Here is a 15,264-nt window from a genome sequence, read left to right as displayed (position 1 = left end):
CGTCAGAAGGGACAAAGCTCCCGGCCGCGAACGGCGGCGAGGTCCTGCAGCCAGGCCCGGACGGCTCGCACTCGGGCGGTGGCGGCCACCTCGCGCAGGGTGCTGACCCAGAAGCGGCGCTGCAGCAGGACGCGCGGCGCCACCCGCACCAGCCCTTCGGCCAGGAAGCACGGCAGGACGCCGACCCCGCCGCCGGCCAGGATGATCTCGCGCTGAGCCCGGATCGACGAACTCGACAGCGCCGCCTCGAGGCCGGGCGCCACCTGGTCGAGATAGCGCAGTTCCGGCGAATAGAGCAGGTCATCGACATAGCCGACGATCTGGCAGCGCCGCAGATCCTCGGCCTCGTCCAGCGGCCCCATCTCCGCCAGATATTGAGGCGTGGTGAAAACAGCCAGCTGATAGTCCGTCAGGCGTTCGACCAGCAGGCGGCTATCGGTGGGGGCGCTCAGGGTGACGGCCAGATCCACCTCGCGCCGCGTCGGCGACAGGAACCCGGCATTGGCCGCCAGTTCGATCCGCAGCGTGGGGCGCGTGCGGCGGAAGGCCGGCAAGGCCGGGGCCAGGACGTGCGCGCCGAACCCTTCGGCGACACTGATGCGCACCGCGCCTCCGGCGGCTTCAGGATCGCCGGACCGGGCGGCGGCATGCATGGCGGTTTCGGCCTGCAGCCCCGCCTCGAGCAGCCGTGAGCCGGCGCTGGTCAACTGCAGCCCCGCCGCCGAGCGGACAAACAGCGTCGCCTTCAGGGCGGTCTCCAGCCTCGCCACGCGCCGACTGACGGTGGCGGTGTCAACGCCCGTTCTCTGAGCGGCCGCGTTGAACGAGCCGGCCCTCGCCGCAGCCAAGAAGTAGCGAAGATCGTCCCAATCGAACATGGCTGTGAAAATTTGCCCAAGCCCTTTGCATAATCGCAATAGCCATCTTGCATATATCGGAGATAGTGCGGCCCAACAATCGGAGAGCGCTGTGCGGACCATCGGCCATTTCGTGAACGGACAAGTCCTCGAAGGCGCCTCCGGCCGCTTCGGCGACGTCTTCAATCCCAATACCGGCGAGGTCCAGGCCCGGGTGGTGCTGGCGACCGACGCCGAACTGGACGCCGCCGTCCAGGCGGCCGCAAAAGCGCAAATCGGCTGGGCCGCCACCAATCCGCAGCGCCGCGCCCGGGTGATGTTCGAGTTCAAGCGTCTGATCGAGCGCGACATGAACGCCCTGGCCGAACTCCTGTCGTCCGAGCACGGCAAGGTCATCGCCGACAGCAAGGGCGACATCCAGCGCGGTCTCGAAGTCATCGAGTTCGCCTGCGGCGTCCCCCATGTGCTGAAGGGCGAATATACCGAGGGCGCCGGCCCGGGCATCGACGTCTATTCGATGCGCCAGCCACTGGGCGTGTGTGCGGGCATCACCCCGTTCAACTTCCCGGCCATGATCCCGATGTGGATGTTCGGCATCAGCATCGCCGTGGGTAACAGCTTCATCCTCAAGCCGTCGGAAAAGGACCCGACGGTGCCGGTCAAGCTGGCCGAGCTGATGATGGAGGCCGGGGCTCCGGCGGGCGTGCTGAACGTGGTCCACGGCGACAAGAGCGCCGTCGACGCCATTCTGACCCACCCGCTGATCCGCGCCGTCAGCTTCGTCGGCAGCTCCGACATCGCCCATTATGTCTACCAGACGGGCGCGGCCCACGGAAAACGCGTCCAAGCCATGGGCGGGGCCAAGAACCATGGCGTCGTCCTGCCCGACGCCGACCTGGACCAGGTGGTCAAGGACCTCTCGGGCGCGGCCTTCGGCTCGGCCGGCGAGCGCTGCATGGCGCTGCCGGTGGTGGTCCCGGTCGGCAAGAAGACTGCGGACGAATTGCGCGAGCGGATGGTCGCCGAGATCGAGACCCTGAAGGTCGGCATCTCCACCGACCCGGGCGTCCACTACGGCCCGGTGGTCAGCGCCGCGCACCGGGCCAAGATCGCCGACTACATCCAGGTCGGCGTCGACGAAGGCGCCGAACTGGTGGTCGATGGCCGTGACTTCGCCCTGCAAGGCTTCGAGAAGGGTTTCTTCATCGGCCCGTCGCTGTTCGACGGCGTCAAGAAGGGCATGAAGACCTACCAGGAGGAGATCTTCGGCCCTGTCCTGCAGATCGTCCGCGCCGAGAGCTTCGAGGAGGCCCTGGCGCTGCCGTCCGAGCACCAGTACGGAAACGGCGTGGCCATCTTCACCCGCAACGGCCGGGCGGCGCGTGAGTTCGCCAGCCGGGTCAATGTCGGCATGGTGGGCATCAACGTGCCGATCCCGGTGCCGGTGGCCTACCACACCTTCGGCGGCTGGAAGCGCAGCGCGTTCGGCGACACCAACCAGCACGGCGTCGAGGGCGTGAAGTTCTACACGAAGGTCAAGACGATCACCGCCCGCTGGCCCGAGGGCGACCACGAAGGCGACGCCTTCGTCATTCCGACCATGCAATAGGCTCGGTGCGCCGCCCCTCCCGGCGGTTAGGACGCCGCTGCAACCAGGACTTCAAGCATGACCCGCATCGCCTTCATCGGCCTGGGCAACATGGGCGGCGGCATGGCCGCCAACCAGGCCAAGGCCCAGCATGACGTCCGCGCCTTCGACCTGTCGGCGGCGGCGCTGGACAAGGCCGCGGCGGCCGGCTGCCATCCGGCGGGCTCGGTGGCCGAGGCGGTCGCCGACGCCGAGGTGGTGATCACCATGCTGCCGGCCGGACCGCACGTGCGCGGCGTCTATGGCGAGCAGGTGCTGGCCCATGCGCCCAAGTCGGCCCTGTTGATCGACTGCTCGACCATCGACGTCGACAGCGCCCGAGCGGTGGCCGGCCAGGCGAAGGCCGCCGGCTTCCGCTTCGCCGACGCCCCGGTGTCGGGCGGGGTCATGGCCGCCGAGGCCGGGACCCTGGCCTTCATGGTCGGCTGCGACGCCGATGACTTCGCAGCGGTCGAGGCGGCCCTGGCCCCGATGGCGCGGGTGACGATCCATGCCGGCGACCACGGGGCGGGCCAGGCGGCCAAGATCTGCAACAACATGCTGCTGGGCGTGTCGATGCTGGGAACCTGCGAGGCCTTCGCCCTGGCCGAGAAGCTGGGCCTGGCCGCCGACCGGTTCTTCGAGATCGCCAGCAAGTCGTCGGGCCAGTGCTGGTCGGTGTCGACCTATTGCCCGGTCCCGGGCGTGGGTCCCGCCACCCCGGCGGACCGCAACTACGAGGGCGGCTTCGCCACGGCGATGATGCTCAAGGACCTCAAGCTGGCCCAGGAGGCCGCCGCGCGGGCCGGGGCCTCGACCCCGATGGGCGCCCAGGCCGAGGCCCTCTACGCCCTGTTCGACGCCAACGGCTTTGGCGGAAAGGATTTCTCGGCCGTGCTGCAGATGCTCCGCGGACGGCTGGCTGAGCTGAGCTGAGGCTGAGACAAACCTTTCCCGTCTCCGACGGCCTCCATCGCCTGCGCCCATCGGAACCCACGACGCGCTTCGTTTGCCTTGCGACCTCGTCTGGTCGCGCAAGACACGGCCAGCTCAGCGAGTCGCGTTCGGTGCGATTCGGACACTGTACAAGGCCCACATCGGCTCGATCGCGCGGCTGGCGAAGGTAAAGCAAAGGTCGCCGACGCCTCGTCCCGGAACATCGACCTGAAGTTCGGTCAGGGCGCTGTTGCGTGCGGCTTCCGTCAGCGGGACCGTCGCCAAGCGCGGGCCCTTGCAGCCGAACCGCACCTCCAACTCGCCCTCCGGCCGCGACGCCGGCCGCACCGGCAGCGGATCGAGCTTGTTGCCCAGCTGGAAATTGAACGGCAGCTGGCCGACCGTGACGGTCAGCCTGGCGCCGTTGGTCAGGTCGACGTTCTTCCAGATCCAGCACGGGTTGAGGATGTCGAGCATGAACGTGCCGCGCTCGCCCATCGCGTTGGCGCCATCGTCCTCCAGGTTCAGAAGCAGGTTTTCGGTGCAGCGTGCCAGTTGCTGCGAGCGGCGGGTCAGAGCGGTTTCGGGCGTCACCGCCCACGCGCGCGTCCGACCCAGCGGATATTGATCCAGGAAGGTCCGCGCCTTCAGCTCGACGCCGGGCTTCAGCGCCAGCGGCGCTTTGTAGGCGGGCGAGACCGGCGTCGGCTCGCCGCCGTCGGTGGTGTAGCGCACCTGACCGATCTGCAGACCCGTGTCGAGCTGGACGCCGATCGTCTCGCCCGGCGTGGCGAAGGCGGCCTGCGGTTCGAACGGCACGGAGTCATGGACCAGGTCCAGATCGCTCAGCCGGCCCAGGGTCGCGGGCAGGCGATCGACGAAGCGGTCCCAGCTCTGGTCCTGGCGCGGCGTCCAGGCGTTCTCCGCCAGAGCCGCCAGGCGCGGGAACAGCATGGTGACGGCGCGCTCGTCGGTCCGGATGTGCTCGCTGAACAGCGTGGCCTCCACGCCCAGCACGTGCTTGTGCTGCTCGGGCGTCAGCTCGGACGGCTCGGCGTCAAAAGTGTAGACGGTTTTCAGCGTCGAAAGCTTGCCCCGACCCGGCGGTTCGTCGGGCGAGGTGCTCTGGCGATGGTCGAAATAGAGCACCGGCCCCGGCGCCAGCACCGTGTCATGGCCCTGCTTTGCGGCCGCGACGGCGCCCTCCAGCCCACGCCAGGACATGACCGTGGCGTTTGGGGCCAAGCCTCCCTCCAGGATCTCGTCCCAGCCGATCAGACGCCGCCCCTTGGCGTTCAGGTGCTTTTCGATGCGCTGGATGAAGTAGCTCTGCAGCGCGTGCTCATCGGGCAGGCCCAGGGCCTTGATCTTGGCCTGGATGGCGGGGCTGGCTTCCCACTGGGTCTTCAAGGCCTCGTCACCGCCGACGTGGATGTAGGGCGACGGGAAGATCGCCATCACCTCGTCGAGCACGTCCTCCAGGAAGGCGAAGGTGGCGTCGTCGACGTTGAAGATGTCGGGATAAACACCCCAGTCGGCCATCACCTTCTCGGCGGCGGGACGCGTGCCCAGCGCAGGATAGCTGGAGATCGCCGCCTGGGCGTGGCCGGGCATCTCGATCTCCGGCACGACGGTGATGTTGCGGGCGGCGGCGTAGGCGACGATCTCGCGCGCCTGGTCCTGGGTGTAGACGCCGCCATAGCGCACCGCCTGGCCCGAAGTGGTAAGGCCCGCCGCGCCGGCCGGCTGCCGCCAGGCGCCATGCTCGGTCAGCTTCGGATACTTCTTGATCTCCAACCGCCAGCCCTGATCGTCGGTCAGATGCCAGTGCAACGTATTCAGCTTCAGACTGGCCATGCCATCGATGATCCGCTTGATCACCTGGGGGCTGCGGTAGTGGCGAGCGGTATCCAGCATCAAGCCGCGCCAGGCGAAGCGCGGCGCGTCATCGATGCGGACGGCTTGGACGCGCAGCGGCGCGCCGCCCCTGGACGGAGCCGCCAGTTGCCACAGAGACACCGCGCCATAGAAGAGGCCTGCCCTGTCCTTGGCGCGGATCTCGGCCCGGTGGGACGAGACGTCCAGTGTGTAGCCTTCCCCCTCCGGCCCGCCGCGTGTCAGGACCACCCCGCCCGTCGCCGCGGTCGCGGCGCCCTCCTTGACCACCAGGCGCACGCCGCGCGTGACGGCTATTGTGTCGACCAGCCACTGGGCCGCCAACCGCGCCTCGGCGTCGCCTGGAGCGATCCAGACGGCGTCGCCCGCTCCGAGCCTCAGGGCGCCCTTCTGCGGCGTCAGTCGGGCCGGCGCCGGGGTCACCGCAAAGGCCTGCGCAGCCAGGGCGGGGGCCGGCAGGACGACGGCGGCGGCCACGATCGCGGCGGCGGAACGGAGGATGCTGGACATGGGGTCTCCCGAGGCCGCTCGTCAGCGCTTCTTGATTGTTGGGGGTACGACAGGTCGGATCGAGGATCAGACGACAAGGCTGAGGCCCAGCACGCAGACCAGGCCCACCACGCCGACCAGGCTCTCCATCACCGTCCAGGACAGCAGGGTCTCCTTCAGGGTCAGGCCGAAATACTCCTTGAACAGCCAGAAGCCCGGGTCGTTGACGTGGGAGAACATCAGGCTGCCCGCGCCGATGGCCAGGACCATGAGGTTGGGATCGACATGGGTGGCGGCCAGTAGCGGCTGCACCAGGCCCGCCGCCGTCAAGCCGGCGATCGTCGCCGAGCCCAGGGCCACGCGGATGACCATGGCGATCAGCCAGCCCAGCACCAGCGGATGCAAAGGCAAGGCGCCCAACCAGCCGCCCAAGGCGGCGCTGACGCCGCTGTCGACGAAGATCTGCTTCAGCGCCCCTGCTCCGGCCAGGATCAGCAGGACGCCAGCAACCTCCTTCAGGGCGTCGCCATAGCGCTGCATCTGCGCCGGGATCGACACGCCGCGCAGCAGGCCCAGGCTGAAGGTGGCGTAGATCAGGGACAGGATCAGCACGACGGCCGGGTGACCGATGAAGCCGACGATGTCCCGCGCCGGTGACGGCGACTTCAACGCCACCAGCAGGGCCGTGGTCGCGGCGATCATCACCACCGGGGCCAGCGCGGTCGTGAAGCTGTTGAAGGCGCCTGGCGCGGAGCCCTCGCTGGCCGCTCCGGCGGCGAAGGGCGAGTCCGCCGGCGGACCGCCCAGCGGCAGGACCCCGACCCGTTTGAGCGTCAGCGTCAGCACGGGTCCGCCGACCAGCAGCGCGGCGATGCTGACCACCAGGCCATAGGCCAAGGTCAGGCCCGTGTCGGCTCCAAACAGGGTGACCAGAGCCGTCGGCGACGGATGCGGCGGCAGGAAGCCGTGCGCCACGGACAAACCGCACAGCAGCGGCAGGCCGACATAGACCGGCGGCAAGGCGGCCCGCTTGGCGACCGAAAAAATCAGCGGGATCATGACGACGAAGCCGACGCTATAGAACAGCGGGATCCCGACGACTAGGCCGGTCAGCGCCATGGCCAGCAGGATGAAACGCAGGCCCACCGCGCCGATCAGCGTGTGGGCGATGCTTTGAGCCGCGCCGCTGTCGGCGATCGCGCGCCCGAACATCGCGCCCAGGCAGATGATCGCCACGAGCCCGCCCAGCATGTCGCCGACGCCGCGCTCCAATGATTTGGGTATCTGCGCCAGCGGCATGCCGAAGGCCAGCGCGCCGCCGAGAGCCACGACGAGGAAGGCCAGGAACGGCGGAACCTTGCCCCAGGCGATCAGGACGACCAGCAGCGCGATCAACGCGACAACGGCAAGGATCATCATGACCGGGCACCCAGGGACACGCGACTGTCTTGCGCCGCGAACGGAGAAAAGAGCGATTCCCCGGCGCCGTGGGGTTCGGCGTACGGCGCCGGGGAATCAAACCTCTCGCGGCGGGGAGGCCGTCGGAGAGGTTAAGGCCGACCGCGCCACCCGGGGAGGTCGTGGCGGTCGGAACAGGCGCGCCAGGGGCGGCGCGCCCGGAACGCTTAGAACTTCAGGCGCACGCCGGCGCGGTACATCCGGCCGATGACGTCATAGAGGAACGGGTTCACGCCGGGGCTGACATTGGTCGTCGGCGAGGCGACCGGGTCCTTGTCGAACAGGTTGTCGATTTTGAAATAGGCGGTCGTGTTGGCGGTGACCTCGTACGAGCCGCCGACGTCGACATAGGTCGCGCCCTTCATCTGGTTGTTGTCGATGGTGTGGTGCGCCACCGTCGAGACCGGGCAACCGCTCGTACACTCGACGAACTCGTTGCTGTAGACGCCGTCGCTGATCCAGCGCTCGAAGATCGAGAGGCTGAGCTTGTCCTTGGTCCAGGTCTGGGTGAACGTCGCCTTCCAGTCCGGCGTGTTGCCGACGTTCACGCCTGCGCTTTCGACCGGCACCGTGCCCAGCACGCCCGACTTCGTCACGAAGCTGCTGGTGTGCGTCGCCAAGGCCCGCAACTGCACCTGGCCCGGCAGGCCCCAATCCTCGAGGTTCTTCCGGTAGACCGCCTCGATGTCGAAGCCCTTGTTGCGCAGCGAGGCGACATTGAACGCCTGGACGCGGACGAAGTTGGTGTTCGGCGTGGTGCTGGTCAGCAGCATGGCCGAGCAAATTTCCTGGTTGCCGGCGACGCAAAGGTCGACCAGGTCCTGGGCGGCCAGGGTGCTGATGGCGCCGTTCACCTTGATGTCGAAATAGTCGACCGACAGGCTGAACCCCGGCAGCCACTTGGGCTCGGCCAGCACGACGCCGATCTCGGTGTTGCGGGCCTTTTCAGGACGCAGGTTGGCGTTGCCGATGGTCTGCAGCAGGACGTTCGTGGCGACGCCCTTGTACAGGACGGTGGCGTTGGTCACGACCGGCGGCGCGAACAGCTCCGAAAGGTTCGGCGCGCGGATGTCGCGCGAGGTCACCGCGCGGAAGCGCAGACCCTCGATCGGGGTCTTCCAGCTGCCGCCCAGCTTCCAGGCCGTCACGTCGCCCGAGGTGCTGTACTTGGTCTGACGGACAGCGCCGTTGATATTGGCCTCGCCCAGCGTGTCCGACTTCAGGACCGGCACGTTGGCTTCGAGATAGCCCTCGACCACGTGATAGTAGCCGTGGCCGCTGTGGTAGTTGCCGGCGTACCAGTTGTTGCCGGTCGTACGGACCAGCGGGTCGGCCGGATAGTCGGCGTTGTAATGAGCGGTGGCCGTCAGGCCGTCGCCGTACGGATCGGTGATCGTGCGGTAGTCTTCCTCGCGCCACTCTGCGCCGGCGGCGATGGCCACCGGGCCGGCCCAGGTCGAGAACGGCTCGCCCGTGACGTTGAAGCTGGCGACGGACTCGATCTGCTTGGAGCGCTGGAACGGACCGTTGGCCGGCAGGACATAGGCCAAGGCCGCCGGATCCAGGGCCACCTGGCCGATGACATTCAGCGGGACGCAACCATTGGCGCGGGCGACCGGGTCGCGGCAGATCGCGACGCCGTTCGGACCGGCGATGGCGTCGATCGCCGCGTTGTAGCGCGAGGTGACCGAGATGTTGTCGACATCCAGTTTGATCCGGTTCGTCCCGAACGCGTAGTAGGCGTCGTACTTCCAGTCGGTGCCGAACAGTTGGTGGTTGCCCGTGGCGCCCAGGACGAAGCGGGCCTGTTCACGCTTGATGTTGACGGCGATGGGACCAAAGCCGCCGTTGCTGGTGCCGAAGGCGAAGCTGGTGATGCCGGCCGTGGCGCACGAGGCCTTGATCGCGGCGGGAACGAACGGGTTCTCGCACTGGATGGTCAGGCCCGTCTTCTCTTCGCCGGTATTGGGCTGGTTCAGCGAGTAGGCGTCGGCGGCGTTGACCGTGAAATAGATCTCGTCGTTGTCGGTGGCCTTGAGGCTGACGCGGCCGTAGGCGACCTTGCGCTTCAGGCGCGCGGCCAGGGTCGGCGAGGCGCCGATGATGCCCGACAGGTCGCCGCCCACGCAGAACGGGCTGAAGCAGTTGGTCACCGCGCCCGTGCCCGTGGCGACGCCGTTGGAGCCGTACTGGAACTGACGCGGCGCGCCGTTCACCCCGAAGGCGATGCCTTGCAGCGGGCCGTTCGTGATCAGGCCGTACTTGGCGTACTGGAGTTGCTGCGCGCCCTGGATGACGCGGTACTGCGGCAGGCCGTCGGTGGTGGAGCCGATCGGGCGCACCTGGATGGCGGGCGAATTGAACCAGTCGCGACCGCCGGCCTGGTTCAGGCCGAAGTCGCCGGCCAGGACGCCGGCTTCGCGGTTGTACTCGACGCTGCCGATCACGCGAAGCCGACCGTCGAAGAACGACTTGCCGCCGGCGAACTGGGCCACGACGGTGTCGTTGTCGTGGTACTTGCTCTCGCCGCCTTCCAGCCGCGCCTTGAAGCCCTCGAAGGTGGTGTCGGTCACGAAATTGATCACGCCGCCGACCGCGTCCGAGCCGTACGAGGCCGAGGCGCCGCCGGTCACCACGTCGACGCGCTTGATTAGCAGCTGCGGGAACTGGCTGACATCGGTGACGCCGGTGATGTTGGCCGGGGTGACGCGCTGGCCGTCCAGCAGGGTCAGTGTACGGATGGCGCCGAGGCCTCGCAGGCTGAACGCGCTGAGGCCCTGGGCGCCCGAGCTGGTGCCGTTGGCCGCCACCGTCTTGCCGGTGCTGCCCTGCAGGGCCGGCATCTGGGTGATGGCCTGGAAGATGTTGGGCTGCGAGGCTTTTTCCAGATCCTCGGCCGTCACCGTGGTCGTCGGCGTCGGCTGGGTGAAGCCGCGCGAGTTGATGCGCGAGCCGGTGACGACGACCTCCGTCATGGTCGTTGCGTCGCCGGCGGTTGACGCGACGGCTTGCTGTGCATTGGCCATCGCCCCCCAGGACAACAACGCCAGCGCCGACGCGGAGCCGACATGGATGCGGCGATTTTTCGTAAACAAAATTCCTGCCCCCGTGCTGAGAAGACTATCCCCTGGCTCCCCCAGTGAGAGCGCTGATCGCAATCGAATACTTATTTTAATTCGGCGCTATTGCGCCGCTCTATTTAATCCGTCTCGGCCACTCGGAATTAATCTCCACTGTATCTCTAGATGCAGGGGGATCGATTGAACTGAGCGCCTCAACCGGAATGTGGCGAGGTTAGTCACACGCTTCGGATAACGTCAATCATAAAACATTCATTTATGTAGTAATAATAAAAAATACACGCAACTCGCAATGAGATTCTGAATTTTTCCTTGTTTTTTAATGCACTAGTCAACGCCCGAAATTTCAGCACCCATGGCAGGCGCGCTTTCAAGCGGCGAGAATAGGCCCGGATTCGAAGGGCGCGCACGATGGGATCGCTACCAATAGAGGCAAGACGAAGCGCCCTGCCGCACGAAAATGCGATGCCTTCGCCAATATCCGCACCGACAGCCCGAGAGAATACTCCACCTCTCGACGATTAGGCGCTGCATGCAGCCGGCGGCTAGTCGCCGATCGGCTGCTGGGGCGCGAGTCCGTGCAGCCAGGCCACGCTGCCGCGCGCCCGGCGCAGCATCAGATGAGCCCTCTCGCCAAGCGATGCGGCCACGGCGTAGGCCAGGCGGTCGATGACGAACAGCTGAGCGAAACGCATGGGATTGGGTTGGAACTCCTCCACGCCCGAGGGCGAGAGTCCGACGTGCAGGCATATGTCCGCATCACGTCCCAGCGGCGAGTCGGCGTCAGTGATGGCGATGCAGGTGGCCTTGTAATGCTTGGCCAGTTCCATGCTCTCTTGCAGCTCTCGCGGACGGCCAGTGGACGACAGGAACACCGCCACGTCGCCCGGCGACAGGATAGCGGCCGACATACGCTGCGCGTAGCCGTCCGTGAACACCATGGCCGAGATGTCGAGGCGGAACAGCCGATTGTGGATCTCGCCGGCCAGGGCGGCCGAGCTGCCGCCGATGCCGTAGACCACCACGCGTCCGGCCTTGGCGACGGCTTGGGCGGCGGCTTGCAAGTCCTTTTCGTTCAAGGTCTCGCGCGTGCGGCTCAGGGCGTCGATGATGGTGTCGAACAGCCGGTCGGCGACTGCGTCATCGACGCCGGAGGCCGGCGCACCTTCACTCCGGACCAGCGTCGGACGGGTCGCCCGCTCGCGCTGGTCGGTCATGGCCTGGGCGTGAGCCAACTCCTGGATCAGGCGGAATTTCAGATCCTTGAAGCCCTCGCATCCGACCGTGCGGCAGAACCGCAGGACGGTGGGCTCGCTGACGCCAAGATCGGCGGCGACGGACCGGACGCTGGCGCGGACGAACTCGTGGGGCGACTTCAGGATCAGCTTGGCGATCTTGAGATCCGACCTCGTCATCGACTCCATCATCGCCTCAAGGCGCGGAAGTATGTCGCCGCGGTCGTCGGAATTTCCAGGCTGGTTCACGAACGCCCCCGTCTCGCCACGCATTCCTGACGACTGATATCGACAACGACGCCACGTCGCAAACAATGCGGCGACATCGCACCCCACAACAATGATAGTTTTGCTACATTTTCGTTGACACGACAACACCCGACATGGCTCCTGACACGCAGAACTCGACCTTGAGTCAGGAGATTTCCTTGTCCATCGAACGCATCGGCGCATCCACCACGGGCACCGGCGGCCAGGCCCTTCCCTTCTGTCAGGCCACGATTGCCAACGGCTTCGTCTTCGTATCGGGCCAAGTGCCGATGGACGAGAACGGCGAAGTGGTCGACGGCGGCGTCGTGCCCCAGACCCATAAGGTCATCGCGAACTTGGTCGCCATCCTGGCCAAGGCCGGCTGCACGCTGGAAGACGTGGTCAAGGCCAATGTCTGGCTGGACGACGCCCGCGACTTCCACGCGTTCAATCGCGTCTACAGCAGTTATTTCGGCAAGGCCCCGCCGGCCCGCGCCTGTGTCCAGTCGCCGATGATGATCGACTGCAAGGTCGAGATCGAGGTGATCGCCCTGATCCCGCAGACCTGACCATGACGATGTCGCTCGCCGATCTCGACGCGCTGGATCTGGCGCCTGGAACCAAGGCCATACCGCTGGACGGTTCGGTGCAACGGCTCGGCGAGCTGGCCGGACGCAGCCTGAGCCTGTTCGGCGGCGATATCCCCTTTCCCGCCGCGGTGCTGAAGCGTGCGGCGATCGACAACAACCTGTCAGTCATGCAGGCCTATGTCGGCCGGGCCGGCGCCAAATTGGCCCCGCACGCCAAGACGACCATGTGCCCGCAGCTGCTGATCCGGCAGCTTGAAGGCGGCGCCTGGGGCCTGACGGCCGCCACCATGACCCAGCTGAAGCTGTGCCACGACCTTGGCGCGCCCAACCTGATCCTGGCCAACCAGTTGGTCGGCCGGGCCGAGATCGAAGCCTTGCGCGACCTGACCGCCGCCGCGCCCGACCGCCCCGTCTATGTGCTGGTCGACAGCGCCGAAGGCGCGCGGGCGATCTCGGAGATCTTCGCCCGCCCCCCCGCCGCTCCCGCCGCCCGCCTGCTGATCGAGCTGGGCATGGCCGACGGCCGCTGCGGCGTCCGTTCCCTGGACCAGGGCCTGGCCCTGGCGCGCCTGATCCGCGACCTGCCCGGCGTCGCCCTGCATGGCGTCGAGGGCTATGAAGGTCTGGTCTTCAGCGACCACGCCAAACAGGACGCCGTGGAAATCAACGGCTATCTGGGCGGCCTGCTGGGCTTCCACCACCGCCTGCGCCAGGAGGCCCTGCTGGCCGATCCGGAGGGCTCGATCCTGACCGCCGGCGGCTCGGCCTATTACGACCTGGTCGCCAGAGCCTTGGCTGGCGAGGCTCCCGGCGCGACGATTGTGCTGCGCAGCGGCTGTTACGTCACCCACGACAGCGGCTTCTACCGCGAACTGTTGAGCCGGATGGACGACCGCGCCGCCCTCGGCGAGCCGCCCCGGCTGCGTCCGGCGCTGGAAGTGTGGGCGCGGGTCATCTCGCGACCGCAGCCGGACCTGGCGATCGTCATGATGGGCAAGCGCGACGTCTCGTTCGACATCCACTTGCCGACGGCCACCCGCTGGTTCCGCGAAGGACTGCACGCCGCGCCCCAGCCCATCGGCGGCGTCGTGACGGCCAAGCTGGCCGACCAGCACGGCTTCCTGACCCTCACGCCCGACACCGACCTCGCCGTGGGCGACGTGGTGGGCTTCGAGATCTCCCACCCTTGCACCACCTTCGACAAGTGGTCGGTGCTGCTGGAGGTCGACGAATCCTATGCCGTGCTCGGCGGCCTGAAGACCTTCTTTTGAGTGACGCGGCCTTGAGTGTTCCGCCTCCCCTTCCCCGCGCCATCGACGTCGTCCTGAAGGGCGGGCTCGTCATCGATGGCGGCGGCGCCCCGGCCTTCGCGGCCGATGTCGCCCTGGCCGGCGACACGATCCTGGCCGTGGGTCCGGCGCTCGACGCCGGCGGCGCGCGGGTGATCGACGCCTCGGGCCTGGTCGTCGCGCCCGGCTTCATCGACGTGCACACCCACGACGACTTGGTCTGCATCACCCAACCCGAGATGACGCCGAAGATCAGCCAGGGCGTCACCACGGTGATCACGGGCAATTGCGGAATCTCGGCCGCGATGCTGCGCTTCGACGATGCGGTCGACGAACCGTTCAACCTGCTGGGCGCGTGCGAGGACTTCGCCTACGACACCTTCGCCGATTACCGCCGCGCCATCGAGGCGGCTGCGCCGCGTGTCAACGTGGCGGCCCTCGTCGGCCACTCGGCGCTGCGCGTCCTGTGCCTGGAGGACTTGTCGCGCCCGGCCACGGCGACCGAACGGGCGCGCATGGACGTCCTGTTGCGCGACGCGTTGGCCGAAGGCGCCCTGGGCTTGAGCTCAGGCGTGTTCTACGCCCCCGCCTCGGCGGCCGATGTCGAGGAACTCCAGGGCTTGGCCAAGACCGTGGCCGAGGTCGGCGGCGTCTATACGGTCCACATCCGCGACGAGCGCGAGGGCATCATCGAGGCGCTCAAGGAAGCCTTCGCGGTAACCGCGCCAAGCCAGACGCCGCTGATCCTGTCGCACCACAAATGCGCAGGCGTACGCAACTGGGGCCGCGCCGCCGAGACCCTCGGCCTGATCGACCAAGCGAGAGGGCGCCAGCCGGTGGGTCTGGACTGCTATCCCTACACCGCGGGTTCGACGATCATCCGACCCGACTTGGCGGACGGTGAGGTCGAGATCCTCATCAACTGGTCCGAGCCCCATCCCGAAATGTCCGGTCGCACCCTGGCCTCGATCGCCCAGGACTGGAACCTGACCCAGACGCAAGCGGCCGAACGGCTGATGCCCGGCGGCGCCAGCTATTTCCAGATGGCCGAGGCCGATATGCGCGCGATCCTCAGCCACGACTGCTGCATGATTGGTTCCGATGGACTGCCGCACGACAAGCGGCCTCATCCGAGGCTCTGGGGCACGTTTCCTCGCGTGCTCGGCCACTATGCCCGCGACGAGAAGCTGATCAGCCTGGAAGCCGCGGTGCACAAGATGACGGGCCTGGCCGCCAGCACCTTCGGCCTGAAGGAGCGCGGGCGCATCGCGCCTGGCATGAAGGCGGACATTACCGTTTTCGATCCTGACACCATCATCGACAGGGCGACCTACGAAGCGCCGGACCGCCACGCCAAGGGGATCGAGCATGTGCTGGTGAACGGCCAACTCTGCTGGAGCCGAGGCGTCCCGACGGGTCTTCGTAGTGGACGCTTTCTGCGGCCTCGGTGAACCGGCGTCGCGTCACCCGAGGCACGGGCTGCTCCTGAAAGCGGCGAGACCGGGAGGCGCCCCGCTGATCCCAGAGCTCAGAACAGCCCGCCAGAGAGGTGTCGTAA

General features: G+C 67.3%; 10 protein-coding genes. 5 read left to right on the top strand and 5 right to left on the bottom strand.

Annotated elements, in window-relative coordinates:
* Positions 1-2 precede the first annotated feature (2 nt).
* Entirely contained in the window at positions 3-878 is an 876-nt protein-coding gene (locus ASD47_RS19625) for a LysR family transcriptional regulator (RefSeq protein ID WP_056760107.1), read from the bottom strand.
* Positions 879-969: 91 nt separating this feature from the next.
* On the opposite strand from ASD47_RS19625, the gene ASD47_RS19620 reads away from it, so the two are divergent.
* Entirely contained in the window at positions 970-2,466 is a 1,497-nt protein-coding gene (locus ASD47_RS19620; protein WP_056760105.1) for a CoA-acylating methylmalonate-semialdehyde dehydrogenase, read from the top strand.
* A gap of 57 nt (positions 2,467-2,523) precedes the next feature.
* The gene (mmsB, locus tag ASD47_RS19615) at positions 2,524-3,420 is read left to right on the top strand and encodes a 3-hydroxyisobutyrate dehydrogenase (protein WP_056760104.1); all 897 of its coding nucleotides are present in this window, start codon (positions 2,524-2,526) and stop codon (positions 3,418-3,420) included.
* Between the two features lie 114 nt (positions 3,421-3,534).
* Here the strand turns inward: mmsB and ASD47_RS19610 are convergent, their stop codons facing one another.
* The 4 genes from ASD47_RS19610 to ASD47_RS19595 all read right to left on the bottom strand — a co-directional run bounded on the left by ASD47_RS19610 (position 3,535) and on the right by ASD47_RS19595 (position 11,851).
* Entirely contained in the window at positions 3,535-5,826 is a 2,292-nt protein-coding gene (locus tag ASD47_RS19610; protein WP_082564704.1) for a family 20 glycosylhydrolase, read from the bottom strand.
* A 66-nt stretch (positions 5,827-5,892) separates the two neighbouring features.
* Positions 5,893-7,221, bottom strand: coding sequence for a gluconate:H+ symporter (locus ASD47_RS19605; protein ID WP_082564723.1), 1,329 nt, complete (start codon positions 7,219-7,221; stop codon positions 5,893-5,895).
* Between the two features lie 209 nt (positions 7,222-7,430).
* Positions 7,431-10,238, bottom strand: coding sequence for a TonB-dependent receptor domain-containing protein (locus ASD47_RS19600; RefSeq protein WP_235525959.1), 2,808 nt, complete (start codon positions 10,236-10,238; stop codon positions 7,431-7,433).
* A gap of 650 nt (positions 10,239-10,888) precedes the next feature.
* Positions 10,889-11,851, bottom strand: coding sequence for a MurR/RpiR family transcriptional regulator (locus ASD47_RS19595; protein ID WP_056760098.1), 963 nt, complete (start codon positions 11,849-11,851; stop codon positions 10,889-10,891).
* A 155-nt stretch (positions 11,852-12,006) separates the two neighbouring features.
* Between ASD47_RS19595 and ASD47_RS19590 the strand changes: the two genes are divergently transcribed.
* Genes ASD47_RS19590 through ASD47_RS19580 form a run of 3 tightly spaced genes read left to right on the top strand, consistent with a single transcriptional unit; the run spans position 12,007 to position 15,157 of the window.
* Positions 12,007-12,396 carry a RidA family protein gene (locus ASD47_RS19590; protein WP_056760096.1) on the top strand — a complete coding sequence of 130 codons (390 nt, stop codon included), beginning with the start codon at positions 12,007-12,009 and terminating at the stop codon, positions 12,394-12,396.
* Between the two features lie 2 nt (positions 12,397-12,398).
* Positions 12,399-13,688, top strand: a complete 1,290-nt coding sequence (locus tag ASD47_RS19585) for a hypothetical protein (protein WP_056760094.1) — start codon at positions 12,399-12,401, stop codon at positions 13,686-13,688.
* Positions 13,689-13,699: 11 nt separating this feature from the next.
* Entirely contained in the window at positions 13,700-15,157 is a 1,458-nt protein-coding gene (locus ASD47_RS19580; protein ID WP_235525958.1) for an amidohydrolase family protein, read from the top strand.
* Positions 15,158-15,264: the final 107 nt, after the last annotated feature.

Source organism: Caulobacter sp. Root1472 (assembly GCF_001426985.1).
Taxonomy (GTDB): domain Bacteria; phylum Pseudomonadota; class Alphaproteobacteria; order Caulobacterales; family Caulobacteraceae; genus Caulobacter; species Caulobacter rhizosphaerae.
This window is presented reverse-complemented; position numbering and strand designations above follow the sequence as displayed.